This is a genomic window from Actinomycetospora rhizophila (genome assembly GCF_042657905.1).
In the GTDB taxonomy this organism is placed as follows: domain Bacteria; phylum Actinomycetota; class Actinomycetes; order Mycobacteriales; family Pseudonocardiaceae; genus Actinomycetospora; species Actinomycetospora rhizophila.
Genome location: NZ_JBHSKG010000006.1, coordinates 68,715 through 91,730 on the forward strand (window position 1 = coordinate 68,715; position 23,016 = coordinate 91,730).

Sequence of the window (23,016 nt, forward strand, 5' to 3'; positions counted from 1 at the left end):
CCGTCGAGGACGAGGGGTTCGTACATGGCCGGCAGACGGGTCGCGGTGACCGCTGCGCTCCTCGCTCTCCTCGCTCTCCTCGCCGCGTGCGGCGGCGGCGCGCCCGACCCCGCGCCCCCCGCGGGCCCGCCCGACCCGGCCCGCACGGCGTCGGCCGGCCCGGTCGGTGAGCAGGAGCCCGCGCCCGCCGGCGCCGCCACCCAGGCGCTGGTCCCGACCCCCGTCACGGTCCCGCCCGGGCTCGGCGCGGAGCCGTTCGACACGGCGCGCCGGGCGCTGGTGCCCGCGGGCTGGTCGATGTCGGTGTGGGCGCGCGTCGACGGCGCCCGCATGGCGGCGTTCGCCCCCGACGGGGCGCTGCTGGTCTCGCGGCCCGGCGCGGGCGAGGTGGTGCGGCTCGTCGCGGGTCCGGGCGGGACGACGAGCACGACGCTCGTCGGCGACCTGACCCAGCCGCACGGGCTGTGGTTCTCCGGCTCGACGCTCTACGTCGCCGAGAGCGACGCGGTGCGCTCCTACCCGTACGCGGACGGCCGGCTCGGGACGCCCACCACGGTCGTCGACGGCCTGCCCGACGCGCGCAGCCCCGACCTGCGCGGGGCCTACGCGCACGCGCTCAAGAGCGTCGCGGTCGGGCCGGACGGCGCGGTCTACATCTCGGTCGGCTCGACGGGCAACGTGTCCCCGCAGGACCGCGAGTCGACCCCGCAGCGCGCGGCGATCCTGCGCGTGCCGCCGGGCGGCGGGCCCGCCGAGCCCTACGCGCGCGGCGTCCGCAACGGCACGGGCCTCGCGGTCGCCCCGGACGGCGCGGTGTGGACCGCGGTCAACAACCGCGACAACATCCCGTTCCCCTACGACCGGCCCTACGGCGAGAACGACGGCTCGGCGCGCGGCCAGGTCATCCCCGACTACGTCGACGACCACCCGCCCGAGGAGCTCGCGCGCCTCTACCCCGGCCGGGACGTGGGCTGGCCGTACTGCAACCCGGACCCCGACGTGCAGCCCGGCGTCCCGAACAGCGCCCTCGACCCGTCCGACGTGCCCTTCGTCGCCGACGCCGAGACGAACCCGGACGGCCGCGCCCTCGACTGCGCGACGTTGACCCCGGTCGAGCAGACGATGGGCGCGCACTCCGCGCCGCTGGGCCTGGCGTTCGGCACGCTGCCCGCGCCGTACGGGCAGGGCGCGCTGGTCGGGGTGCACGGGTCGTGGAACCGGCAGACCCCGCGCGCCCCCGAGGTGTCGTTCTACCCGTGGCGCAACGGCGGCCTCGACGGCCAGCGCACCCTCGTCGGCGGCTTCCAGGCCCCGGACGGCTCGCGGTGGGGCCGCCCCGTCGCGGCGGTGCCCGGTCCCGACGGTGCCGTCTACGTCACCGACGACGGGGCGAACGCGGTGTACCGCCTGGCTCCGCCCGGACGCTGAGCGGCTCGTCGATCGTGCCCAACCGTTTGGTCGGCGATCGTGACGGGCACGACACCTGACATGAGCGAGCAGATCACCGTGACCCGCACCGTCGACGCCAAGCCGGACCAGCTGTTCGCGCTGCTGGCCTCGCCGGAGCGGCACCACGAGTTCGACGGCGCGGGCATGCTGAAGGGCGTCGACGGCAGCGCGTCGATCAGCGGCGTCGGCGACCAGTTCGTCATGAACATGCACAACGACGCGCTCGGCGACTACCAGATGCTCAACACCGTCACGTCCTTCGAGCAGGACCGCGAGATCGGCTGGTCGCCCCAGCTCCACCCGCTCGACGGCTACACCGACAAGCTCGGCGACGTCACCGCCAAGGGCCACGTCTGGACCTGGAAGCTCGCGCCCTCGGGCAGCGGCACCGAGGTCACCCAGGTCTACGACTGGAGCGGCGTGCAGGACGACCAGTTCAAGGGCTTCTTCCCGATGGTCACCGAGGACCAGATGACGCAGACGATCGACAAGGTCGCCGACGCGGCGCAGTAGTCGTCACGCCGGGGGCGCGGAGCTGCGCGCCCCCGGCCCCGGCGTGCTGCGCATCCGGTCGTCCGCGGCGAGGCGGTGACCGGCCGCGCACTCCGCCACCAGCGCCACCGGCTCCCCGCAGCCCTCGTGGCGCACCACCACCGGCGGCCCGTCGGCGCGGTGCCGGTCGCCGTAGGCCATGAGCGCGAGCAGCACGGGCCGCAGGTCCTGCCCGGCCTCGGTGAGCCGGTACTCGCGCCGGGTCCGGCGGCCGGGCTCGCGGTACTCCGCGGTCTCCACCAGGCCCGCCTCCGCCAGCACCGCGAGGCGCCGCGTGAGCACGGTCCGCGCGATGCCGAGGTGCGCGACGAGGTCGTCGAAGCGGCGCACGCCGTGCAGCAGGTCGCGCACCACGAGCATCGTCCACGGCTCGCCGAGCACGGCCATCGTGCGCGCGATCGAGCACGCGCCGCTGTCGATGTCGCGCCAGCGCAGGGTCTCCGTGCTCATCCGATCTCCTTCACGAGCTCGATGCCGCGCGCCAGGGTGTCGAGGCGCCGCCCGAGGTCCGCGCCCGCCGGGTAGAGCCGCACGGTGGTGATCCCGGCGTCGCGCCACACCGCGAGGCGCTCGCGCACGCCGTCCTCGGTGCCGATGAGGGTGGTCGCGGCGACCATCTCCCGCGGCACCGCGGCCGCGGCGTCGTCGCGACGGCCGTCCTGCCAGAGCGCGCGGACCTCGGCGGCGACGTCGGCGAAGCCCTGGCGGGCGTAGGCGTCGTGGTAGAAGTTCCGGCTCGCCGAGCCCATGCCCCCGAGGCTGAACGCGAGCCCGGCCCGGCGCTCGTCGAGCATCGTGGCGAGCTCGTCCTCGTCGCGCGCGAACGCGATCTCCGCCCCCTGGCAGAGGTCGAGGTCGGCGAGCGTGCGCCCGGCCGCGGCGGCACCCTCGGCGAGGGGCTCGAGCGAGGTCGCGGCGCCCTCGGGGACGAAGCTGGTGCCCAGCCAGCCGTCGGCGACCTCGCCGGTCAGGCGCAGCATCCGCGGCGACAGGGTGGCCAGGTAGACCGGGACGCGCGTGTCCGCGGCGACCGACACCCGCATCGGGCGCGCCTCCCCGCCGGGCAGCGGGAGGCTCACGTGACGTCCCTCGTAGGTGACCTTCTCCCCCGCCATGACGCGGCGCACGACCTCGACGGTCTCGCGCATCCGGCCCAGCGGGTGGGCGAACGGCACCCCGTGCAGGCCCTCGAGCACCTGCGGCCCGGAGCTGCCGAGCCCCAGCAGGAAGCGGCCCTGCGACATCGTCTGCAGGGTCAGGGCGGTCTGCGCGACCAGGGCCGCCGAGCGCGTGCCCACCTGCACGACGCCGGACCCGAGCAGCATCCGCGCGGTGCGCGCGGCGAGGTAGCCCAGCGGCGACGGCGCATCGGATCCCCACGCCTCGGCGACCCAGCACACGTCGAGCCCGAGCCGTTCGGCCTCGACGACGAAGTCGACGGTCTCGGCCCACGGCGCGCCGGAGGCCTCGATCGTCGTCGCGGCCCTCACGTCTCGGCGCGTTCCTTGATCCCGGCCAGCGTGCGCTCGATGCCGGCCTTGAACTCGCGCAGCCGCCCCGCGACGATGCGCTCCTCCTTGTCGGGCATCTTCTCGATCACCGTGGTCAGGTTGGACGGGCCGGGCCCCATCTGGGCCCACTGACGCAGCTCGGTCCCCCCGTCGGCGGGCGTGAGCGTGAAGCGCCACAGCGCCGAGGGGTTCGCGGTGTCCATGACGGCCCAGGCGAAGGCGCGCTCCTCGTCACACTCGACGACGGTCGAGACGGTCTCCCACTCGCCGGCCTGGGGGTGCGCGTTGCGGCCGCGGAACCGGTGCCCGACCGCCGGCGCGTCCCCCTCGCCCGGGCCCTCGGGCGCCGGGAGCCAGTGCGCCTCCTGCAGCTCCTCGGAGGTGTCGGCGACGACGCCGATGTCCCGCACCAGCGGCCACACCCGCGCGGGCGGGGCCGCGACGTGGACGACGGCCTCGACGGTGGGGCGGTCCGCGTAGCGCATCGTGGCAGCGTAGCCCCCGCTGGGTCGCTCCGCGATATCCAGCTGACCACCCATGCACTCACGCGCATGACCTGCCATGACGCGGCGCGCCGCCCCGGCTAGCCTGCCGCCGGAGATCGAATCCGAGAGGGCGGTGGGCATGACGGCGTGGGCCGGACTGGCGGCACGGGCGGCGGGCACGATCGCGACCGGGGTGGTGGGCGTGGCCGTGGTCGAGGGCGTCCGGAAGATCGCCACCGGGGCGCGCCTGCACGACGCGGCGGTGACCGTGACGACGGCGGGCCTGCGCGGCGCGCGGGCGGCCGAGGCCGGCGCCGAGCGCGTCCGACTCTCCGCGGGCGACATCGTGGCCGAGGCGCGGGGCCGGCTCGGCGAGGAGGCACCGGCGCCCGGGGCCGGGGCGAACGGGCACGACCACGAGCACTGACCCCGTGGAGCCACTCGTCGTCTCCGACGCCGCCGGACGCGTCCGGTTCGCGACGCCCTGGCTGCGCGACCGCGTCGCCCTCGCCGTCGCGGTGGAGGACGCGCTCGACGCGCTGCCGGGTGTCCGGCAGGCGCACGCACACCCCCGGACCGGGGCGGTCGTCGTCTGGTACGACCCGGGCTCGGACGCGCGGTCCGCGCTGCCGTCCGTCATCGCCGGGACCACCGCGTCCACCCCGGCTCGCCGCGCGCCCCGCTCGGCCGACGTCGGCAACGGCGACCTGCTGCGCATGGCCCTCGGCGGCGTCGCCCTGCTGCTGCTCGGCGGCCGCCGCTACGTCCTGCGCCGGCCCCCGGTGCTCGGGCCCACGAGCCGGCTCGCCGCCACCGGCGTCACGATCGTCACCGGCTACCCCTTCCTGCGCGGGGCCCTGCGCTCGCTGGCCGGTGGGCGCGGCGCAGGCACCGACGCGCTCGTCTCCGCGGCCACCATCGCGTCGCTGGCGCTGCGCGAGAACGTCGTCGCGCTCACCGTCCTGTGGCTGCTCAACATCGGCGAGTACCTGCAGGACCTGACGCTGCGCCGCAGCCGGCGGGCGATCTCGGACCTGCTCTCGGGCGCGCGGACCCGGATCTGGGTGCGGGCCGACGACGGGATCGAGGTGGAGGTCGACATCGCCCGCCTCGCCGTGGGCGACGAGGTGGTGGTGCACGAACAGGTGGTGCTGCCCGTCGACGGCGTCGTGGTGGAGGGCTCGGGGGTGGCCGACCAGGCGGCGATCACCGGCGAGAACCTCCCGGTGCAGGTCGAGGTGGGCGCGGCGCTGCCGGCCGGCTCGGTGCTGCTGCGCGGGCGGATCGTCGTGCGCGCCGAGCGCGTCGGCACCGAGACCGCGCTCGGGCGCATCGTGGAGCGCGTCGAGTCCGCCCAGGCCGACCGCGCGCCGATCCAGACCGTCGGCGAGACGTTCTCGCGGCGCTTCGTCCCGACCTCGTTCGCGCTGTCGCTGGCCACGCTCGTCGTCACCCGCGACGTGCGGCGCGCGATGACGATGCTGCTGGTGGCGTGCCCGTGCGCGGTGGGGCTGGCGACCCCGACGGCGATCAGCGCGGAGATCGGCAACGGCGCGCGCCGGGGCATCCTCGTCAAGGGCGGGTCGCACCTCGAGGCGGCGGGGCGCGTCGACGCGGTGGTGTTCGACAAGACCGGGACGCTGACCGTCGGGCGGCCCGTGGTGACGAACGTGGTGTCGTTCGACGACGACGTCACCCCGGAGCAGGTCCTGGCGCTGGCGGCGAGCTCGGAGATCCACTCGCGGCACCCGCTGGCGCAGGCAGTGATCCGCTCGACCGAGGAGCGGCGCATCGAGATCCCGCCGCACGAGGAGTGCGAGGTGCTGCTCGGCCAGGGCATGCGGGTGCAGGCCGACGGGCGCACCCTGCTGCTGGGGTCGCGGGAGCTGCTCAAGGCGCAGAAGGTCGCGATCTCGCGCAAGGCCCACGGCTGGGTGCGCAGGCTCCAGCGCGCGGCGGAGACCCCGCTGCTGCTGGCGGTCGACGGCCGGCTCACGGGGCTGATCAGCCTGCGCGACACCGTGCGCCCGGAGGCCACCGCGGTGCTCGCGGCGCTGCGGGCCGACGGCGTGGAGCGGATCGTCATGCTCACCGGCGACCACCCCGAGACGGCCGCTGCCGTGGCCGGGGAGCTGGGCGTCGACGAGTGGCGCGCGCAGGTCCTGCCCGAGGACAAGCAGGACGTGGTGCGCGACCTGCAGGCCGCCGGGCACACCGTGGCCGTGGTGGGCGACGGCACCAACGACGCGCCGGCCCTGGCGCTCGCCGACATCGGCATCGCGATGGGCGTGGGCGGCACCGACGTCGCCGTCGAGACCGCGGACGTGGCGCTGGCCGGCGACGACCTCGCCCGCCTGCTCGACCTGCGCGACCTCGGCCGGCACTCCATCGCGCTGATCCGGCAGAACTACGGGATGTCGATCGCGGTGAACGCCGTGGGCCTGGTGGTCTCGGCCGGCGGGGCGCTCTCACCGGTCGTCGCGGCGATCCTGCACAACGCCTCGTCGGTGGCCGTCGTGGCCAACTCCTCCCGCCTGATCCGCTACCGCCTCGAGGCGACCGACCGGCCCATGTGAGCACTTTCCGGCCCTAGAGGGCCGGAAGGTGCTCACGGAGGGAGGCGAGGGCCTCGACCGTCTCGGTGGTGCGGGCGGGGTCGGCGGTGGTCTGCACCATGAGCGCGAGGTGGCGCAGGCCCGTCGCGGCGGCCGTGCGCGCGAGGTGCTCGGCGAGGTCGTCGACCGTGCCGACCGGGTGCCGGTCGCACAGCAGGTCGGTGTAGGCGACGGGGTCGCGCAGGGTGCGCGAGGCGCCGTCGGCGCGCACGTGGCCCGCGAGCCCCGGCCCGAGCCAGGTCGGCAGGGCCTCGCGCACCGCCCGCTGCGCCTGCGCCCGCGTGTCGGCGACGTGCGCGATCCCGACGCCGACGTGCGCCCCGGCGCGCCCGGCCCGGTCGTCCCAGCGCCGCACCATCGCGCCCCGCTCGGCGTCGTCGGCGTGCATCCCGAGCAGCAGGAGCAGGTCCCGGTCGGCGGCAAGGTCGACGGTCGCCCCGGACGTCGCCGCCACCCGCACCGGCGGCCCGCCGGGTGTCGCCGGGCGCGGCACGACGCCGACCTCGGGGAAGGTCAACGTCGGCCCGGAGGCGCTCACCGTCTCGCGCCGCCACGTCCCGAGCAGCGCGTCCAGCTCCTCGGCGAGGCCGCCCTCGTACCGCGCGACGCCCCCGCCCTGCACCACGAGCTCGCGCCACGGCCCGCCCCGCCCGACCCCGAGCGTGAAGCGCCCCGGCGCGAGCTGGTCGAGCATCGCCGCCTGCTCGGCGAGCGCCACCGGGTGACCCACGGGCAGCACGCTCACGGCCGTCCCCACGCCGATCCGGGCCGTGGCGCCGAGCAGGTGCCCCGCGAGCGTCGTCGCCGACGGGCAGACGCCGTAGGAGACGAAATGGTGCTCGGCGAGCCAGACGTCGTCGAGGCCGAGGCGGTCGGCCAGCGCCGCCAGCCGCACGGTCTCCGCGAGCGCCTCGCCGTGGGTGCGGCCGGGCCACTGCGGCGAGATCAGGAACAGACCGAGGCGCACGGGCACGCACCCTGCCCGACGGTGCCCACCCAGCCATGCAGCACCGTGCATGACTTAGAGTAACCACTCGTTCGGCGCAGCGTCACGAGAGGGGTCCCGGGTGAAGGTCGCGTTCGTCGGCAAGGGCGGGAGCGGGAAGACCACCTGCGCCTCGCTGTTCGCGCTCCGGGCGGCCGCCACCGGCGCCCCCGTGCTGGCGCTGGACGCCGACATCAACCAGAACCTCGCGGTCGCCCTCGGCGCCTCCGAGGAGGACGCGGCCGGGCTCCCGACGCTGCCCGGGCACCTGGGGCTGATCAAGGAGTGGCTGCGCGGGGAGAACCCGCGCATCCCGTCGGCCGACCAGATGATCAAGACCACGCCGCCCGGGCGCGGCTCGCGGCTGCTGCGCGTCGTCGAGGACAACCCGATCTGGGATGCCGCCGTGCGCGAGGTCGTCCCCGGCGTGCGGGTCGGCCTGGCGGGCGCGTTCGAGGACGCCGACCTGGGCGTCGCCTGCTTCCACGCCAAGACCGGGGCGGTGGAGCTGTTGCTCAACCACCTCGTCGACGGGCCCGGCGAGTACGTCGTCGTCGACATGACCGCCGGCGCCGACGCCTTCGCCTCGGGCCTGTTCACCCGCTTCGACCTGACCTTCCTGGTCTGCGAGCCGACCCTGCGCTCGGTCGGCGTGTACCGCCAGTACGCCGGCTACGCCCGCGACTTCGGCGTGCGCCTGGCCGTCGTCGGCAACAAGGTCGCCGACGAGGGCGACGCCGCGTTCCTGCGCGACGAGGTCGGCGACGACCTCGTCGGCGTCCTCGGCCACTCCGCCCACGTCCGCGCCGGCGACCGCGGCGCCTCCCGCGACGTCGCGGGCCTCGAGCCGGCCCACGCCGCCGTGCTCGACGACCTGCGCGCCGCCGTCGACGCGGTGCCCCGGGACCGGGAGCGGTACCAGGCCGACGCCGTCGCCATGCACCTGCGCAACGCCCACGCCTGGGCCGGCTCCGCCCTCGCCGACCAGATCGATCCGGACTTCGTCCCCGCACCCGTCACGCTCTGAACACGACACACACCCCCCACGGTCGAGCTCCGGCTCCGCCCACGTCTCCCCTGGAGGTCAGACCATGTCCCTGGACGTCTCCCCCGAGCTGCTCGACAGCGCCGCGCGCGGCGAGGTGACCGACGCCGAGTTCGTCGACTGCGTGCGGACCTCGCTGCCCTACGCGTGGACGGTCATCTCCTCGACCGTGGCCGACCTCGAGCTCTCCGGCGGCGAGCTCGCCGACCACGAGGTCCCGCCGCCGAGCGAGGCCGAGCGCGGCCAGCTGCTGCGCGCGCTCGCCTCGGACGCCATCCGCGGCGGCCTCGAGCGCCACTTCGGCGTCACGCTCGCCTTCCAGAACTGCCACCGCGTCGCCGCGTTCCGCCCGGCGGCGGTGGACGGGGCCACCTACCGCGAGTTCACCTCGCCGCGCGGCCAGCTGCTCAACCAGTCGCCGGAACTCCGGGACTGCTAGCGCGCACCTGGCGCAGGAACAGGTCGTGCAGGCGGGCGTCGCCGGTCTGCTCGGGGTGGAACGCGGTGGCGATCACCGGCCCCTGGCGGACGGCGACGACCTTGCCCGACGCCGGGCCCGGTGCCCCGCCGGGGACGCGGGCGAGCACCTCGACGCCGCGCCCCGTCGACTCGACCCAGGGGGCGCGGATGAACACCGCCCGTACCGGGCCGCCCGCCACCCCGGTGACCGCGAGGTCGGTCTCGAACGACTGCACCTGGCGGCCGAACGCGTTGCGGCGCACCGTGATGTCCAGCGCGCCGAGCTGGTGCTGGTCGGGGCGGGCGTCGACGGCCTCGCGCGCCAGCAGGATCATCCCGGCGCACGAGCCGAACGCGGGCATCCCGGCCGCGAGGCGCTCGCGCAGGGGCTCGAGCAGCTCGAACGCCTCGAGCAGCTTCGACAGCGTCGTCGACTCGCCGCCGGGCAGCACGAGCCCCGCCACCTCGGCGAGCTCCGAGGGCCGGCGCACCGGCCGCGCGTCCGCCCCGCACGCCCGCAGGGCGTCGAGGTGCTCGGGGACGTTGCCCTGCAGGGCCAGGACGCCGACGGGTGCGCTCACGCCTCCAGTCTAGGAACCTCCGGGCCCGGACCCAGCCGGCCGATGGCGCCCGCCCCGTGGCCCGCGGCGAGCAGGGGCGCCCACACGTCGTGCTCGAGGTCGGCGCGGTGCCCCGCGAGGAGGTCCGCGGGCCCGTCGACGGTGAGGCTCCCGAGCGCCGCCGGGAGCAGCACCGAGCGCCCGCGCCCCAGGCTCTCGGCGTGCTGGCCGACCCGCAGGCACACCGGCGCGCCGACGTTGGTCAGCACCGTGGCCGAGCGGACCCCGATCGTCGCGCGGCGCGCGACGCGCCAGCGGTCGAGCGCGAAGTACGGCCCGGCGGTGAGCACCACCCGCGAGACGCCGTCGTCGACGTCGACGGCGAGCCCGGGGCGGAACTCGGGGCGGGGCGCGGGGTCCCACTGCGCGAGCAGCGCCTCGACGTTCGCCCGCTGCTGCGCGGGCGGGACGGGCGAGCCGTCCTCCATGTGCCAGGGCATCGCGTGCTGCACGACGTCGGAGGTCTGCTCGATCTCGTGCACGAGCGTGTCCGGGCCGAACGAGTGCAGCGTCCCGCCCGGCACGTAGATCGTCTCCCCGGCCCGCACCGGCAGGCGGCGCAGCACCGCGTCGAAGTCGCCGTCGAGCAGCGCCGTGCGCAGCGTGTCGGTGTCGACACCGGGGTGCGTGCCGCACAGCGCGGTCGCCCCGGGGGCCGCCTCGAGGACGTGCCACGCCTCGGTCTTGCCGGTCGGGGTGCCCTCGAGGCGCTGCGCGGTGGCGTCGTCGGCGTGCAGGTGCACGGGCAGGGTGCCGTGCGCGTCGATGGTCTTGGTCAGGAACGGGAAGGCGCCGTCGCGCCGGCCCGGCCCCAGCACCTCGTCGGGCCAGGTCGTGACCACGTCGCGCAGCGAGCGCCCGGTCAGCGGCCCGGCGACGACCACCGACGCCATCCCGTCGACGTCGCTGACCTCCCACGTCTCGGCCACGCGGCCCGGGGGCAGGTCGTCGCGCCCGAGACGCTCGACGATCGCCCGGCCGCCGAACACGTGCGACGCGACCGGCGTGGTGAGGTGCAGCGGGAGCCAGCCGCTCACAGGATCGGCGTCCCGCCGGTGACGGCGATCCGGGCGCCCGAGACGTAGCTGGCCTCGTCGGAGGCCAGCAGCACGTACACCGGCGCGAGCTCGGCGGGCTGGCCGGCGCGGCCCAGCGGGGTGTCCTTGCCGAAGCCCTCGACGTCCTCGGCGGGCATCGTCGCCGGGATCAGCGGCGTCCAGATCGGCCCGGGGGCCACGCTGTTCGCCCGGATGCCCCGCGCGCCGTACTGCCGGGCCAGCGCGGCGGTGAAGTTGGCGATCCCGGCCTTGGTCGCGTCGTAGGCGATGAGACCGGGCGGCGGGTTATCGGAGTTCACCGACGTGGTGTTGATGATCGACCCGCCCGCGCCCATGTGGGGCAGGGCCGCCTTCGTGACGTGGAAGAGGGCGTCGAGGTTCACCGCGATCGTGCGGTCCCACTCCTCGTCCGGGACGTCCTCGAGGCTGGGCCGCACCATCTGGAACGCCGCGTTGTTGACCAGCACGTCGAGGCGCCCGAACGCCTCGACGGCGCGGGCGACCAGGTCGCGGCAGGCCTGCGGGTCCGACAGGTCGCCGGGCACGCGCACCGCCGTGCGGCCCGCCTCGGTGACCAGTCGCTCGACCTCGCGCCCGTCGGACTCCTCGTCGGGGAGGTGGGCGATCGCCACGTCGGCGCCCTCGCGCGCGAACGCGATCGCGACGGCCCGCCCGATGCCGCTGTCGCCCCCCGTGATCAGCGCGGTCTTGCCCGCCAGGCGCCCGTGGCCCCGGTAGGTCTCCTCGCCGCAGTCGGCCGGCGGCGACATGAGGTGCTCGTGGCCGGGGTGCTCCTGCTGGTGGCCGCTCACGGCGACTCCTCCCGATCGGGACTGCGTCACCGGGAGGGGTCACCGATCGGGGCGCCGCGCATGCGGCGGGCCCCGACCGACCGGGTCACCCCGTGCCGGGGTCCCCGTAGCGGGCGCGGTACTCGTCGACGTGCTGCGAGGCGCACATCCGCTCCTCGTGCTGGCCCTGGGCCTGCGCCATGCACTCGTCGAGCGTGAGGCCCTCGCCGAACGTGCCGATGCCCAGCAGGGCCGGCACCACGATCCACGCGCCGACCACGAACCCGATCAGGGCGAGCACGAAGCCGCTGAGCGACATGGCGCCGCTGCGCTGCGGGTCGTGGAAGGCGCGCCGCGAGCCGATGAAGCCGACGACCAGGCCGACCAGCCCCAGCCCGACGCCGGGCCAGCCCAGCCAGCACGTGCCGACCGCGAGCAGGCCCAGCGCCAGCGCGGCGGTGCCGAGACCCCCGTCGCGGTCGCGCCGGTCGCGCTCACCGTCGTCGCGGCGACCCTGCCGGGCGGGGGGCTGCGGAGCGGACGTCATGGCGCGATCGTGCCAGGCGCTCACTCGGCGGCGTTCGGGTACCGCTCGTTGAACTCGGCGAGGTGCTGCGACTTGCACATGTGCATCTCGCGGGCCGTCGTCGACTGCTCCATGCACTGGTCGAGGGTGAGCCCGTCGCCGAAGCCGCCGGAGCCGAACAGCGTCGGCCAGACGATGACCGCGCCGACCACCAGCCCGATGAACCCGGTGACGAGGCCGCCGAGCGACGCGGCGCCGTCGGTCGCGAGGTCGTGGAACGCGCGGCGCGCGCCCAGGTAGCCCGCGACCACGGCGGGCAGGCCGAGCACCACGCCCGCCCAGCCCGTCCAGCACGTCGCGGCGGCGAGCAGCCCCAGCACCAGGGCCGGGGTGCCCATGCCGTTGCGGCGGGCGGGCTCCTCCACCGGCTCCTGCTCCACCGGCCGGCGGCGGGGAGCGCGGGGCGCGGGCGCGTCCGGCCCGACGGCGCGCATCGTCTCGGTCCGCGCCTCGGGGTCGACCGGGGAGCCGTGCGACGTGGTCATCGCCCTCATCGTCCCACGCGCGCCCGCGGATCTCACCAGCCGCGCGTGGCCAGGCGCTCGCTCTCGGGCATGTCGGCGGTCGTGCGCCCGACCATCGCCTCGCCGAGGCCCGCCGACACCTTGGCGATGACGTCGGGGTCGTCGTGGAAGGTCGTGGCCCGCACGATCGCCTCGGCGCGCCGGGCCGGGTCGCCGGACTTGAAGATCCCCGAGCCGACGAACACGCCCTCGGCGCCGAGCTGCATCATCATCGCCGCGTCGGCCGGGGTGGCGATGCCGCCCGCGGTGAACAGGACGACCGGCAGGCGCCCCGCCTCGGCCACCTCCTGGACCAGCGTCACCGGTGCCCGCAGCTCCTTCGCCGCAGCGTAGAGCTCCTGCGGGTCCATGCGCGACAGCGCCCGGATCTCCGCGCGGATCGCGCGCATGTGGCGGGTGGCCTCGACGACGTTGCCGGTGCCGGCCTCGCCCTTCGAACGGATCATCGCCGCGCCCTCGCCGAGCCGGCGCAGCGCCTCGCCGAGGTTGGTCGCGCCGCAGACGAACGGCACGGTGAACGCCCACTTGTCGATGTGGTGGGCCTCGTCGGCCGGGGTGAGCACCTCGGACTCGTCGACGTAGTCGACGCCGAGGGACTGCAGCACCTGGGCCTCGACGAAGTGCCCGATGCGTGCCTTCGCCATCACGGGGATGGAGACGGCGTCGACGATCCCGGTGATCATGTCGGGGTCGGACATGCGGGCCACGCCCCCGTCGGCGCGGATGTCGGCCGGCACCCGCTCGAGCGCCATGACGGCGACGGCGCCCGCGTCCTCCGCGATCTTCGCCTGCTCCGGCGTGACGACGTCCATGATCACGCCGCCCTTGAGCATGTCGGCGAGGCCGCGCTTGACCCCTCCGGTGCCGGTGGCGGGGCTGGTGTCGGGCCTGGTCACGGTGTCCCTCCGGTGGTGCGCTCGACGGCGGTGTCGGCTGCTGGGTCTGCAGGCGATCGTACGTCCGTCACGCGGGCGTGAGGCGTGACGCGGTGCACGCCCGGGTCAGCGCAGCGCCTCCATCATCGCCAGCAGCTCGGCCCACACCCGCTCCAGGGCGTCGGGCTCGTCGGTGACCGCGAGCCACAGGGCCGCCTCGTTCATCGCCCCGCCGAGCAGGTGGGCCAGCGGCTCGACCGGCCGCGGGGCGAGCACGCCGCGCGCCACGAGCGTCTCCAGCGCCGCCACGAGGTGGCGCCCCGACGTGGCCTCGTCGATCGCGCGCCACTCGGACCACCCGAGCACGGCGGGCCCGTCGACGAGCGCGATCCGGGCCACCGCGGGGTCGGTGCTCGCCTCCAGCCAGGCCCGGCTGCCGGCCGTGAACTGCGCCCAGGGGGTGTCCCCCTGCGCCTGCGCGGCCGCGACGACCGCCGCGGCGACCTCGGCGGCGACGTCGGCCAGCACGGCGCGGAACAGGTCGGTCTTGCCGTCGAACTGGTGGTACAGCGCGCCCTTGGTGACGCCGGCCGCGGCCACGATCTCGGCGAGGCCGACGTCGCCGTAGCCGCGCGTGGCGAACAGCGCCCGCGCCTGCTCGACGAGCGCGCGCCGCGTCCGCTCGCGCTGCTCGGCCCGCACACCGGCCACGGCGACCTCCCTCTTGACGTACCGATGGTACGCCAGCACCATTGACGTACCAACGGTACGCGAAAGGACCTCGCCATGGAACCGACCGGCTTCTACCCCGTCCTCGGCGTCACCGACGTCGCCTCCTCCCGGGCCTTCTGGGTCGAGCACTTCGGGTTCGAGGTGGTCTTCGAGGTCGACTGGTACGTGAGCCTGCGCCGCGGCGCGCACGAGCTCGCCTTCGTCGCGGCCGACCACCCGACGGTCCCCGCGGGCTTCCGCACCCCGGCGCGCGGCCTGCTGCTCAACGTCGAGGTGCCCGACGTCGACGCGCAGTACGAGCGCCTCGTCGTGCGCGGGGGCCTGCGCCCCGAGCTCGAGCTGCGCTCGGAGGAGTTCGGCCAGCGCCACTTCATCGTCGCCGACCCCGCGGGCGTGCTCGTCGACGTCATCACCGAGATCCCGGTCGGCGCCGAGTACGAGGGCGCCGTGGTCTAGTGGATCGCCAGCGGGACCGGCCCCGGCTCGAGCGTGCGGGGGTCGGCGAGCAGGCCGGGCAGCTGGTGGGGGTGGACGACGTCGAGCGTCACGGCCAGCTCGGCGGGGGTCCACCAGCGGTGGCCCGTGACGGTGCGCGCCTCGTGCTCGGTGAACGTGCTGGCGTCGACGTCGCCGTTCGGCACGTGCACGGCGTGGAAGAGCTCGCGGCCGGCGTAGGTCGTGCCGTCGGACTCGAACACGACCTCGCGCACCCACAGCGGACCGCGCACCTGGTCGGCGCGCACCACCAGGCCCGTCTCCTCCCCCACCGTGCGCAGGACGGCCGCCACGGGCTCCTCCCCCGGGCGGACGCCGCCGCCCGGGGCGAACCAGAACGTCTCGGCGGGCCGCGCCGGGTCGACGCCCTCGAAGAGCAGCACCCGCCCGCCGTCGTCGATGACCACCGCGCGCACGGCGTCCTGGGCGACCCGCACCGCGGGCTCGACGGGCAGGCCGTCGGGTCCCGGCTCGGCGATCTCGAAGTAGCGCGGCACCGGTGCGGTGCCGGCCAGGCGCAGCCAGCGCACCATCCGCCGGCCGCGCAGGGCCCGGGTGTCGCGGACGGCGTCGTTGTGGATGCGCCGGGCCACCGACACCCGCGCGTGGGCGTCGGCGAGCTCGGCGGCGAGGTCGGCCGGGAGCGCGGCGGTGTCCAGCGCCCCCAGCGCGCGGGTCAGGTCGTTCTCGGCCGCCTCGCGCTCGGCGTCCAGGTCACCCTCGCCCGCCGCGCGGGTCGCGGTGGCCGCGCGGGCGGCGGCGCGCAGGGCGCGCCGGTCGGCGTCGGCGAGCGCGACCGGACCCGCCGTCGCGGCGATGGCCCGCACGACCGCGGCCCGGCGGTCGAGCACGGCCGCGAGCCCCGCGGCCGCGGCGTCGGTGCGCACGTGCAGCCGGTCGAGGCGCCGCGCGCGAGCGATCAGCACCGCCCCGGTGACGATCACCAACAGGAGCACCGCGGTCGCGACGATGACCACCAGCACGCCGGTGGGGCCGAGGAGGGTCACGGCGATGACGGTAGGTCGTGCTCCCGACGGTCCTGCCCGCGGGATCCCGTCGGCACGGGCGCCGAGAGGCGACCGTTCGCGCCGACCCGCCGGGGATCGGCCGCCACGGCGACCTCGTACACCCGCAGGACGGCGGCGGCCACCACCGACCAGTCGAACGCGGCCACCCGCCGGCGTCCGGCGGCGCGCAGGGCGTCCCGGCGGGCGGGGTCGTCGAGCAGCGCCGCGATCGCCCCGCTCCAGGCGGCGGCGTCGCCGCTCGGCACCGCCACGCCCGCCGGCGGGTCGCCGAGCACGCGGCGGAAGGCGTCGATGTCGCTCGCGACCACCGGGGCCCCGGCCGCCATGCCCTCGGCGAGCACGACGCCGAAGCTCTCGCCGCCGGTGTTGGGGGTGGCGAGCAGGTCGATCGACGCGAGCATCGAGGCCTTGGTGGGCTCGTCGACGGCGCCGAGCAGCTCGATCCGGTCGGCGAGCCCCGGCCCCGCCTGCTCGCGCAGCTCGTCCTCGTCGCCCCGCCCGACCACGACCAGCCGCAGGTCCGGGCGCCCGGCGGCGAGCGGGCGCAGGGCCTCGAGCAGCAGCGGCATGCCCTTGCGCGGTTCGGTGTAGCGCCCGACGAAGCCGACGGTGGCGCCGCGGCCGTGGTGCGCGTGGCCGGGCAGCGGGGGCGCGTCCGCGAACGCCGCGACGTCCACCCCGTTCGGGATCTCCACCGCGTCGCCGCCGAGGTGCTCGACGTAGACCTGGCGCGCCAGCGGCGACACCGCGATCCGCGCGGTCACCCGCTCCAGCAGCGGGCGCAGCACCGGCTCGAAGAACGTCATCGTGCGCGAGCGCGGGGTCGACGTGTGGAACGTCGCCACCACCGGGCCCTCGGCGACGACGAGCGCCAGGAACGACAGGCTCGGCGCGGTCGGCTCGTGGACGTGCAGGACGTCGAAATCGCCGTCGCGCAGCCAGCGCCGGACCCGGGCGAGCGACACCGGCCCGAAGGTCAGGCGCGCGACCGAGCCGTTGTACGGGATGCCCAGCGAGCGCCCCGCCCGCGTGACGCCCGCGGGCACCGTGGTGTCCCGGCCCGCCGGGGCGAGCACGTCGACGTGGTGGCCCAGCCCCGTCAGGGCGTGCGCGAGATCGAGGACGTGCGCCTGGACCCCGCCGGCGACGTCCAGCGAGTACGGACACACGATCCCGATGCGCATGGCGGTCGCCAGCGTATCGGCGCCCCGTGGTGCGGCCGTGACGCCCCGCGCCGACGAGCCAGTGCTCCCCTTCGGCGAGCGGCACGTTCGGCAGGCACGGAGGCCCGACGATCATGCGGAACGTGCCGCTCGCGACGGGGGTCAGCCGACCATCTCCTCCAGTTCCTTGCCCTTCGTCTCCTGCACGAAGCGGCTGACGAAGAAGAACGACAGCAGCGCGAACAGCGCGTAGAGCCCGTACGCCAGGGTCAGGCCGATGTCGGCGAGCGACTGGAACGACACGGTGATGAGGAAGTTCGCGATCCACTGCGCGGCGGCCGCGACGGAGAGCGCCGCGGCACGCAACCAGTTCGGGAACATCTCACCGAGCAGCACCCACACGACCGGGCCCCACGAGACCGCGAACGCGACCACGTAGAGGTTCGCCGCGACGAGCGCGATCGGGCCCCACGGGCCGGGCAGGTTCGGCGTCTCCTCGCCGTCGACCACCGTGATGACCGCCTGCGAGAACGCGACGGCCATGACCGCGAGCGTGACGACCATGCCGGCCGAGCCGCCGAGCAGCATCGGCTTGCGGCCCACCTTGTCGACGATGAGGATCGCGACGACGGTGGCGAGCACGTTGACCAGCGAGTTGATGACCGACGCGAGGAACGAGTCGCTCTCGGAGAACCCGACGGCCTGCCACAGCGTCGTCGAGTAGTAGAAGATCACGTTGATGCCGACGAACTGCTGGAAGACCGACAGCAGGATGCCGACCCAGACGATCGGGCGCAGGCCCGCCGCGCTCCCCCGCAGGTCGCGCAGGCTGGGCTTCTCCTCGCGGCGCAGGGTCTCGCGGATCTCGTGGACCTTCTCCTGGACACCCTCGACCGTCGAGCCCAGGACGTTCGCGAGCACGCGGGCCGCCTCGTCCAGCCGGCCCTTGGCCACCAGGTAGCGGGGCGACTCGGGGATCCGCAGGGCGAGGATCGCGTAGATGACCGACGGGATGAGCCCGACGAGGAACATCCAGCGCCACGCCTCGAGGCCCAGCCAGAACGTGTTGGCCGCACCGCCGGCCACGCCCGCGAGCAGGGCGTCGGAGAGCAGGGCGACGAAGATGCCGAGCACGATCGCCATCTGCTGCAGCGACGCGAGCCGCCCGCGGATGTGCGCCGGCGCGATCTCGGCGATGTAGGCGGGGGCGATCACCGAGGCGATGCCGATGCCGACGCCGGCGAGGAACCGCCAGATGATGAGGTCCCAGACCGCGAACGCGAGGCCGGAGCCGATCGAGCTGATGGCGAACAGCGCGGCCGCGATCAGCATGACGCGCACGCGGCCGTACCGGTCGGCGACCGGGCCGGCGAACCAGGCGCCCACCGCCGACCCCAGCAGGGCCACGGCCACCGCGAAGCCGGACAGCAGCGGGCTGTCCTGGAGCCCGAACTGGTCGTTGAGGGCGTCGACCGCGCCGTTGATGACGCTCGAGTCGAAGCCGAACAGGAAGCCGCCCACGGCGGCCACGACGGAGATGAGGATCGCCTTGGCGGTCGTCTTCTCCCTGGAACCGGGTGCCCCCGGCGCTGGATCGGTCATCGGTCACTCCCGGGAACGGCACTGTCGTCACTGGTCCGGGCGAGGTCGGCGGCGCCGACCATCCCGGACTCCCACCCCAACTCCGCGAGCCGCACCTCGGCGACCGGCCGGTGGCCGCGTCCCGTGAGATTCGCTCGGAAGGTCTCCTCGACCCGGCCCCGCAGGACCTCGCCGGCCGCGGACACGCCGCCGCCGATGACGAACAGGCTCGGGTCCAGCACGGCCGCCAGCTGGGCGAGACCGAGGCCGATCCAGCGGCCGATCTCGTCGAAGCAGTGCAGCCCGCCCACGTCGCCCTGCTGGGCCGCGGCGGTCACCATCTCCCCGGTGATCGCCTCGGCGTCGCCGCCGGCGGCCGCGAGCAGGCCGGCCGCGAACGCCGGCGAGTGCCGCGCGATCTCCCGGGCCTCGCCGACCAGCGCGCGCCCGGAGCCGTACTGCTCCCAGCAGCCCTGCAGCCCGCAGCCGCAGCGGCGCCCGTACGGGACCATCGTGATGTGGCCGATCTCGGCGGCGACGCCGTAGCCGCCGCGCAGCAGCCGCCCGTTGGTGACGATGCCGCCGCCGACGCCCGTCCCGATCGTGATGGCGACGAGGTCGTCGTGGTCGCGGCCGGCGCCGAAGCGGGACTCGGCCCACGCCACGGCGTTGGCGTCGTTCTCGACCACGACCGGCAGGTCGAGCGCCCGCGACAGCTCGCCCCGCAGGTCCTCGTCGCGCCACGCGAGGTTGGGCGCGAACATGACCGTGGCCCGGGCCGCGTCGACGAAGCCCGCCGCGCCGATGCCGACCCCGACGACGTCGTGGTGGGTGCGCAGCTCGCCGACCCCGTCGGCGATGGCCTCCAGGACCATGTGGGTGTCGGTCGCCGGCGTCTCGCGGCGGGTCGAGGCGATGAGCTTGCCGCTCTCGTCGACGACCCCCGCGGCGATCTTGGTGCCGCCGACGTCCACGCCGACGGTCAGCCCGCTCATGACTTCGTCACCAGCTCACCCCGGGCGAGCGCCGACAGGTCGATGGTGCCCATGTCGGTGACGACGACGTCGGCGCCCTCGGCGGCGAGTGCGTCGACGTCGTCGGCCCGGGACACCCCGAGCGCGCCGAAGCCCCCGGCCTTCGCGGCCTGGATGCCGTTGACGGCGTCCTCGGCGACGAACGCGTTCGCCGGGTCGACGCCGAGCTCGGAGGCCGCCGTCAGGAAGATCTCCGGGTTGGGCTTGCCCTGGGCGAAGTCCCGGCCGGAGACGTCGACGTCGAAGTAGCCGTGGAGGTTGCCCTCCGCCCCGAAGCGGGACAGGTCGACGCGCTCGAGGAAGAGCTTCGCGTTCTTCGACGAGGACGCCGCGGCGATCGGGATGCCGGACTGCTTGACGTCGACGACGAACTGCACGGCGTCGTCGTAGGCCGAGAAGCGCCCCTCCGAGATCAGCCGGATGATCATCTCCTGCTTGTACTCGCCGTACTCCTGCACGCGGCGGTCGATGTCGGGGACGCCGAAGTACTCGAGCGCCGCGGTGGCGCCGGCCTTGCGCGGCTTGCCCGACATCCGCTCGTGGTAGAGCGCGGGCGTGAACTTCTCGGGCGTGTAGCTCGTCTGCGAGACGATGTCCGACCAGGGGCCCTCCATGAGCTCGCGCAGCGACTCACGCCAGGCCTCCTCGTGCGGGGAGTCGACGAGGACGCCGTCCACGTCGAAGATCGCTCCGCCGAATCCGGACCGTTCAGTGCCGCTCATGCCCCGTTCCCTTCGTGGTCGTGGCCGCCGGTGGCGGTGGTCGCAGAGGTCGCCGAGGTCGCGGACGTCGCCGAGGCCGCCGAGGCCGGTGCCGCCGCCGCGGAGACGGCGTCCGTCGAGCGCGGGCTGATCCGCCCGTCGCGGTCGAGCTCGACCGTCCACTCCTGGCCGGCCCCGAGCTCGCGGACCTCGTCGCCGAGCCCGATCCGCACGGGGTGGCTGAAGCCCTCGGACTGCACGGCGACGGTGAGCGCGCCGCCGGCGACCGAGACGCGCAGCGTCGTGCCCTGGAACACCAGCGAGAGCGCGAGCCCGTCGAGGCGCAGGGTGAGCCGCGGGGAGAAGGTCAGCACGCCGTCGCGGGCCCCGGCGCCCAGGTAGGCGCGCTGGAGCAGGTCGAGGGTCCCCGACATGACCCCCATGTGGATGCCCTCCTTGGTGGTGCCGCCCTGCACGTCGCCGATGTCGGACTCGACGGCGACGAGGAAGCGCTCCCAGGAGCTCTCGGGGTCGATGCCGGCCAGCACCGCGGCGTGCGCGACGAGCGAGAGCGTCGAGCCGTGCGAGGTGCGCTTGTCGTAGTAGTCGATGGTGCGGCGCGCGAGGTCCTCGTCGTCGGCGATCGCGTCGTAGCCGAGCCGCGAGAAGATCTCGCGGAGCTCGTCGTCGCCGAACAGGAAGAACAGCATCACCGCGTCGGCCTGCTTGGCGAGCTTGTAGCGGTCCGGGTCGTCACCCTCGGCCTTGAGGATGCGGTCCATGCGCTGGATGTTGCGGTGCTTGGCGCGGTAGCCCTCCCAGTCGAGCTCGCCGAGCGCCTCGTAGCCCTCGAACTGCGTGATCACCGGGTGCCCGTCGCCGTCGAGGTGGGTCGGCACCGTCATGGACGTGCACATCTCCGACCAGCGGCTGATCTCGTCGTCGGTGATGCCGAGGCGGCTGCGCAGCGCCCGGCGCCGGCTCTTGGGCAGCAGCGCGAGCACCTTCGGCGCCGTCGCGCAGATCCACGCGACCATGACGTTGGTGTAGGCGTTGTTGCGCAGCCCGCCGTGCTCCGAGCCCGGGTAGCGCTCGTGGAACTCGTCGGGCCCCATCACGCCGTGGATCTCCCAGCGGCCCGTGTTGGGGTTCTTGTGCGCGATCGAGGCCCAGAACCTGGCGATCTCGAGCATGAGCTCGGCGCCGTAGTCGCGCAGGAACTCGAGGTCGTCGGTGGCCTGGTAGTACTGCCAGACGTTGTAGAAGATCGCCGCGTTGACGTGGCGCTGGTTGTGCGAGTGGTCGGGGTCCCACTGGCCCGAGAGCGGGTTGAGGTGGACGACCTGCGTCTCCTCGGTGCCGTCGCTGCCCGACTGCCACGGGAACATCGCCCCGCGGTAGCCCGCCTCGGCGGCGGCCGCGCGGGCCTCGGCGAGGCGCCGGTAGCGGTACATCAGCAGCCCGCGGGTGATCTCCGGGAGCCGGTAGTTGAGGAACGGGTAGACGTAGAGCTCGTCCCAGAACACGTGCCCGCGGTAGGCCTCGCCGTTGAGCCCGCGGGCGGGCACGCCGGCGTCGTGGCGGGCCGTGTGCCGCGAGCAGACCTGCAGCACGTGGGCCATGTGGAACCGCAGCAGCAGCTGGACGCGCGGCACGCCGGGCACCTCGAGGTCGCAGACGTCCCAGTACTCGTCCCAGGCGTCGACGTGCTCGGCGAGGCAGCCGGCGAAGTCGGGGTAGCGCTCGACGTGGCGCCCGGCCGCGGTCAGCGTCTCCGTGATCGCGTTGTCGTGGCTGGTGAAGAACGAGACGATCTTCTCGACGCGCACGGTCTCGCCCTCGGTGAGGTCGAGGTCGAGCACCTGCTGCACGTAGTCGTTCATCTGGTGCAGGGTGCGGACCGGCTCCACCTTCTCCCAGCCGCGCCCGCGGCCGCGGTAGACCCGGGTGCGCGCGGCCTCGGAGACGTAGAGGTTCGACTGCCGCGTGCGGACCTTGAGCGCGATGATCTCCGGCCCGAAGGTGCGCGGGGTGACGGGGTCGAGGTGGCGGCCCTCGAGGTCGCGGTACCGGGCGACCATGGTGTTGTCGACGCGGCCGTCGATCGCCGAGACGACGCCGATGCGCCCCGACCAGTTCTCGGCGGTGACCGTCCACTCCATGGCGGCCTGGTGGCTGTGCGCCATCGACACGAAGCGCCGGCTCCGCAGCGTCGTCTCGCGCCCGGCCCGGTCGCGGAAGCGGAACTCGCGGGTGACCATCGCGGTCCGGATGTCGTACGAGTGGCGGTAGTCCAGCACCTCGACGTTGTCGAGGCGGATGGCCTCCTCGCCCTCGATGCGCAGCTTGAGCACGAGCCAGTTCGGCAGGTTGACGAGGTCCTCGTTGAGGACCGGGCGCCCGCCCAGGATCGTCGTCTCGCGGTTGTAGGCGCCGTGGGCGTAGGTGCCCGCGTAGTGCTTCGGCGCGTCGGTGTCCTCCCACTCCGCGGCGCCGCGGGTGCAGAAGTAGCCGTTGCCGGTGCTGGTGAGCGCCTCGCGCAGGCCCTCGTCGTCGGGCTCCAGACCGGTCCACGTCAGGGTGAAGTCGTCGGCCACGGCGCCGCCGGGCAGGACGTCGCCCGTGTCGTCGCCCGTGCCGGTGGCGCCGGTCGCGGTCTGCTGGTCGGTCGTGCTCGTCACTGACGTCTCCGTACTCGAGGGAGGGCCTGGTTCATCGGGCCTGGTT

Annotated in this window: 24 protein-coding genes; 7 read left to right on the top strand and 17 right to left on the bottom strand. The window is 74.9% G+C overall.

The genetic code is table 11. From position 1 onward, the window contains the following. The first annotated feature begins 24 nt into the window (after window positions 1-24). A complete protein-coding gene (locus ACFPK1_RS13260) occupies window positions 25-1,428 on the top strand; it encodes a PQQ-dependent sugar dehydrogenase (RefSeq protein ID WP_378021407.1) in 1,404 nt (467 codons plus the stop codon). Between the two features lie 60 nt (window positions 1,429-1,488). After that, window positions 1,489-1,962 carry an SRPBCC family protein gene (locus ACFPK1_RS13265; protein WP_378021408.1) on the top strand — a complete coding sequence of 158 codons (474 nt, stop codon included), beginning with the start codon at window positions 1,489-1,491 and terminating at the stop codon, window positions 1,960-1,962. Window positions 1,963-1,965: 3 nt separating this feature from the next. Here ACFPK1_RS13265 and ACFPK1_RS13270 read toward each other — a convergent pair whose 3' ends face one another. The 3 genes from ACFPK1_RS13270 to ACFPK1_RS13280 are packed head-to-tail and all read right to left on the bottom strand — an operon-like array spanning window position 1,966 to window position 3,997. After that, window positions 1,966-2,451 carry a winged helix-turn-helix transcriptional regulator gene (locus ACFPK1_RS13270; protein WP_378021409.1) on the bottom strand — a complete coding sequence of 162 codons (486 nt, stop codon included), beginning with the start codon at window positions 2,449-2,451 and terminating at the stop codon, window positions 1,966-1,968. After that, window positions 2,448-3,491, bottom strand: a complete 1,044-nt coding sequence (locus ACFPK1_RS13275) for an LLM class flavin-dependent oxidoreductase (protein WP_378021410.1) — start codon at window positions 3,489-3,491, stop codon at window positions 2,448-2,450. The genes ACFPK1_RS13270 and ACFPK1_RS13275 overlap by 4 nt, the downstream gene beginning before the upstream one ends. Then, window positions 3,488-3,997: an SRPBCC family protein gene (locus tag ACFPK1_RS13280; RefSeq protein ID WP_378021411.1), complete on the bottom strand. Its 510-nt coding sequence runs from the start codon at window positions 3,995-3,997 to the stop codon at window positions 3,488-3,490. Before ACFPK1_RS13280 ends, ACFPK1_RS13275 begins: the two co-directional genes overlap by 4 nt. 139 nt (window positions 3,998-4,136) lie before the next feature. On the opposite strand from ACFPK1_RS13280, the gene ACFPK1_RS13285 reads away from it, so the two are divergent. Together ACFPK1_RS13285 and ACFPK1_RS13290 are read left to right on the top strand one after the other, a co-directional pair. Further along, a complete protein-coding gene (locus ACFPK1_RS13285; RefSeq protein WP_378021412.1) occupies window positions 4,137-4,424 on the top strand; it encodes a DUF1490 family protein in 288 nt (95 codons plus the stop codon). Between the two features lie 4 nt (window positions 4,425-4,428). After that, window positions 4,429-6,573, top strand: a complete 2,145-nt coding sequence (locus tag ACFPK1_RS13290) for a heavy metal translocating P-type ATPase (protein ID WP_378021413.1) — start codon at window positions 4,429-4,431, stop codon at window positions 6,571-6,573. Between the two features lie 13 nt (window positions 6,574-6,586). On the opposite strand, the gene ACFPK1_RS13295 is transcribed toward ACFPK1_RS13290, so the two are convergent. Beyond that, window positions 6,587-7,579: an LLM class flavin-dependent oxidoreductase gene (locus ACFPK1_RS13295; RefSeq protein WP_378021414.1), complete on the bottom strand. Its 993-nt coding sequence runs from the start codon at window positions 7,577-7,579 to the stop codon at window positions 6,587-6,589. A gap of 100 nt (window positions 7,580-7,679) precedes the next feature. Between ACFPK1_RS13295 and ACFPK1_RS13300 the strand changes: the two genes are divergently transcribed. Both ACFPK1_RS13300 and ACFPK1_RS13305 read left to right on the top strand, forming a co-directional pair. Continuing rightward, the gene (locus ACFPK1_RS13300) at window positions 7,680-8,624 is read left to right on the top strand and encodes an ATP-binding protein (RefSeq protein WP_378021415.1); all 945 of its coding nucleotides are present in this window, start codon (window positions 7,680-7,682) and stop codon (window positions 8,622-8,624) included. Window positions 8,625-8,688: 64 nt separating this feature from the next. Then, the gene (locus ACFPK1_RS13305; RefSeq protein ID WP_378021416.1) at window positions 8,689-9,081 is read left to right on the top strand and encodes an SCO5389 family protein; all 393 of its coding nucleotides are present in this window, start codon (window positions 8,689-8,691) and stop codon (window positions 9,079-9,081) included. On the opposite strand, the gene pdxT is transcribed toward ACFPK1_RS13305, so the two are convergent. The 7 genes from pdxT to ACFPK1_RS13340 form a co-directional block, all read right to left on the bottom strand. Continuing rightward, window positions 9,050-9,682 carry a pyridoxal 5'-phosphate synthase glutaminase subunit PdxT gene (gene pdxT, locus ACFPK1_RS13310; protein WP_378021417.1) on the bottom strand — a complete coding sequence of 211 codons (633 nt, stop codon included), beginning with the start codon at window positions 9,680-9,682 and terminating at the stop codon, window positions 9,050-9,052. The genes ACFPK1_RS13305 and pdxT overlap by 32 nt on opposite strands. After that, window positions 9,679-10,758, bottom strand: coding sequence for a class I mannose-6-phosphate isomerase (locus tag ACFPK1_RS13315; protein WP_378021418.1), 1,080 nt, complete (start codon window positions 10,756-10,758; stop codon window positions 9,679-9,681). The genes pdxT and ACFPK1_RS13315 overlap by 4 nt, the downstream gene beginning before the upstream one ends. Further along, window positions 10,755-11,549, bottom strand: a complete 795-nt coding sequence (locus ACFPK1_RS13320; RefSeq protein ID WP_378021643.1) for a glucose 1-dehydrogenase — start codon at window positions 11,547-11,549, stop codon at window positions 10,755-10,757. Before ACFPK1_RS13320 ends, ACFPK1_RS13315 begins: the two co-directional genes overlap by 4 nt. A 127-nt stretch (window positions 11,550-11,676) precedes the next feature. Beyond that, window positions 11,677-12,117 carry a hypothetical protein gene (locus ACFPK1_RS13325; protein ID WP_378021419.1) on the bottom strand — a complete coding sequence of 147 codons (441 nt, stop codon included), beginning with the start codon at window positions 12,115-12,117 and terminating at the stop codon, window positions 11,677-11,679. A 20-nt stretch (window positions 12,118-12,137) separates the two neighbouring features. Beyond that, window positions 12,138-12,641 (bottom strand): hypothetical protein, encoded by a 504-nt coding sequence (locus ACFPK1_RS13330; RefSeq protein ID WP_378021420.1) that lies wholly within the window; start codon window positions 12,639-12,641, stop codon window positions 12,138-12,140. Between the two features lie 32 nt (window positions 12,642-12,673). Then, complete coding sequence (pdxS, locus tag ACFPK1_RS13335; protein WP_378021421.1) at window positions 12,674-13,576, bottom strand: pyridoxal 5'-phosphate synthase lyase subunit PdxS; 903 nt, start codon at window positions 13,574-13,576, stop codon at window positions 12,674-12,676. A gap of 105 nt (window positions 13,577-13,681) precedes the next feature. Then, the gene (locus ACFPK1_RS13340) at window positions 13,682-14,266 is read right to left on the bottom strand and encodes a TetR/AcrR family transcriptional regulator (protein ID WP_378021422.1); all 585 of its coding nucleotides are present in this window, start codon (window positions 14,264-14,266) and stop codon (window positions 13,682-13,684) included. A gap of 75 nt (window positions 14,267-14,341) precedes the next feature. Between ACFPK1_RS13340 and ACFPK1_RS13345 the strand changes: the two genes are divergently transcribed. Then, window positions 14,342-14,743 carry a VOC family protein gene (locus tag ACFPK1_RS13345; RefSeq protein WP_378021423.1) on the top strand — a complete coding sequence of 134 codons (402 nt, stop codon included), beginning with the start codon at window positions 14,342-14,344 and terminating at the stop codon, window positions 14,741-14,743. Here the strand turns inward: ACFPK1_RS13345 and ACFPK1_RS13350 are convergent. The 6 genes from ACFPK1_RS13350 to ACFPK1_RS13375 all read right to left on the bottom strand — a co-directional run bounded on the left by ACFPK1_RS13350 (window position 14,740) and on the right by ACFPK1_RS13375 (window position 22,970). Further along, a complete protein-coding gene (locus tag ACFPK1_RS13350; protein WP_378021424.1) occupies window positions 14,740-15,789 on the bottom strand; it encodes an NUDIX hydrolase in 1,050 nt (349 codons plus the stop codon). The genes ACFPK1_RS13345 and ACFPK1_RS13350 overlap by 4 nt on opposite strands. Beyond that, entirely contained in the window at window positions 15,786-16,994 is a 1,209-nt protein-coding gene (locus ACFPK1_RS13355) for a glycosyltransferase family 4 protein (protein WP_378021425.1), read from the bottom strand. Before ACFPK1_RS13355 ends, ACFPK1_RS13350 begins: the two co-directional genes overlap by 4 nt. Window positions 16,995-17,135: 141 nt before the next feature. Further along, entirely contained in the window at window positions 17,136-18,575 is a 1,440-nt protein-coding gene (locus tag ACFPK1_RS13360; protein ID WP_378021426.1) for a sugar porter family MFS transporter, read from the bottom strand. Then, on the bottom strand, window positions 18,572-19,549 hold the full coding sequence (locus ACFPK1_RS13365) for an ROK family glucokinase (RefSeq protein WP_378021427.1): 978 nt from the start codon (window positions 19,547-19,549) through the stop codon (window positions 18,572-18,574). Before ACFPK1_RS13365 ends, ACFPK1_RS13360 begins: the two co-directional genes overlap by 4 nt. Then, on the bottom strand, window positions 19,546-20,310 hold the full coding sequence (locus tag ACFPK1_RS13370) for an HAD family hydrolase (protein ID WP_378021428.1): 765 nt from the start codon (window positions 20,308-20,310) through the stop codon (window positions 19,546-19,548). Before ACFPK1_RS13370 ends, ACFPK1_RS13365 begins: the two co-directional genes overlap by 4 nt. Then, window positions 20,307-22,970 carry a glycoside hydrolase family 65 protein gene (locus ACFPK1_RS13375; RefSeq protein ID WP_378021429.1) on the bottom strand — a complete coding sequence of 888 codons (2,664 nt, stop codon included), beginning with the start codon at window positions 22,968-22,970 and terminating at the stop codon, window positions 20,307-20,309. The genes ACFPK1_RS13370 and ACFPK1_RS13375 overlap by 4 nt, the downstream gene beginning before the upstream one ends. Window positions 22,971-23,016: the final 46 nt, after the last annotated feature.

Excerpts from the sequence above, each read along its gene's own strand:
- ACFPK1_RS13260 (WP_378021407.1), top strand. The coding sequence starts at position 25 with ATGGCCGGCAGACGGGTCGCGGTGACCGCTGCGCTCCTCGCTCTCCTC.
- ACFPK1_RS13265 (WP_378021408.1), top strand. The coding sequence starts at position 1,489 with ATGAGCGAGCAGATCACCGTGACCCGCACCGTCGACGCCAAGCCGGAC.
- ACFPK1_RS13270 (WP_378021409.1), bottom strand. The coding sequence starts at position 2,451 with ATGAGCACGGAGACCCTGCGCTGGCGCGACATCGACAGCGGCGCGTGC.
- ACFPK1_RS13280 (WP_378021411.1), bottom strand. The coding sequence starts at position 3,997 with ATGCGCTACGCGGACCGCCCCACCGTCGAGGCCGTCGTCCACGTCGCG.
- ACFPK1_RS13285 (WP_378021412.1), top strand. The coding sequence starts at position 4,137 with ATGACGGCGTGGGCCGGACTGGCGGCACGGGCGGCGGGCACGATCGCG.
- ACFPK1_RS13305 (WP_378021416.1), top strand. The coding sequence starts at position 8,689 with ATGTCCCTGGACGTCTCCCCCGAGCTGCTCGACAGCGCCGCGCGCGGC.
- ACFPK1_RS13320 (WP_378021643.1), bottom strand. The coding sequence starts at position 11,549 with ATGTCGCCGCCGGCCGACTGCGGCGAGGAGACCTACCGGGGCCACGGG.
- ACFPK1_RS13325 (WP_378021419.1), bottom strand. The coding sequence starts at position 12,117 with ATGACGTCCGCTCCGCAGCCCCCCGCCCGGCAGGGTCGCCGCGACGAC.
- ACFPK1_RS13330 (WP_378021420.1), bottom strand. The coding sequence starts at position 12,641 with ATGACCACGTCGCACGGCTCCCCGGTCGACCCCGAGGCGCGGACCGAG.
- ACFPK1_RS13345 (WP_378021423.1), top strand. The coding sequence starts at position 14,342 with ATGGAACCGACCGGCTTCTACCCCGTCCTCGGCGTCACCGACGTCGCC.
- ACFPK1_RS13355 (WP_378021425.1), bottom strand. The coding sequence starts at position 16,994 with ATGCGCATCGGGATCGTGTGTCCGTACTCGCTGGACGTCGCCGGCGGG.
- ACFPK1_RS13360 (WP_378021426.1), bottom strand. The coding sequence starts at position 18,575 with ATGACCGATCCAGCGCCGGGGGCACCCGGTTCCAGGGAGAAGACGACC.
- ACFPK1_RS13365 (WP_378021427.1), bottom strand. The coding sequence starts at position 19,549 with ATGAGCGGGCTGACCGTCGGCGTGGACGTCGGCGGCACCAAGATCGCC.
- ACFPK1_RS13370 (WP_378021428.1), bottom strand. The coding sequence starts at position 20,310 with ATGAGCGGCACTGAACGGTCCGGATTCGGCGGAGCGATCTTCGACGTG.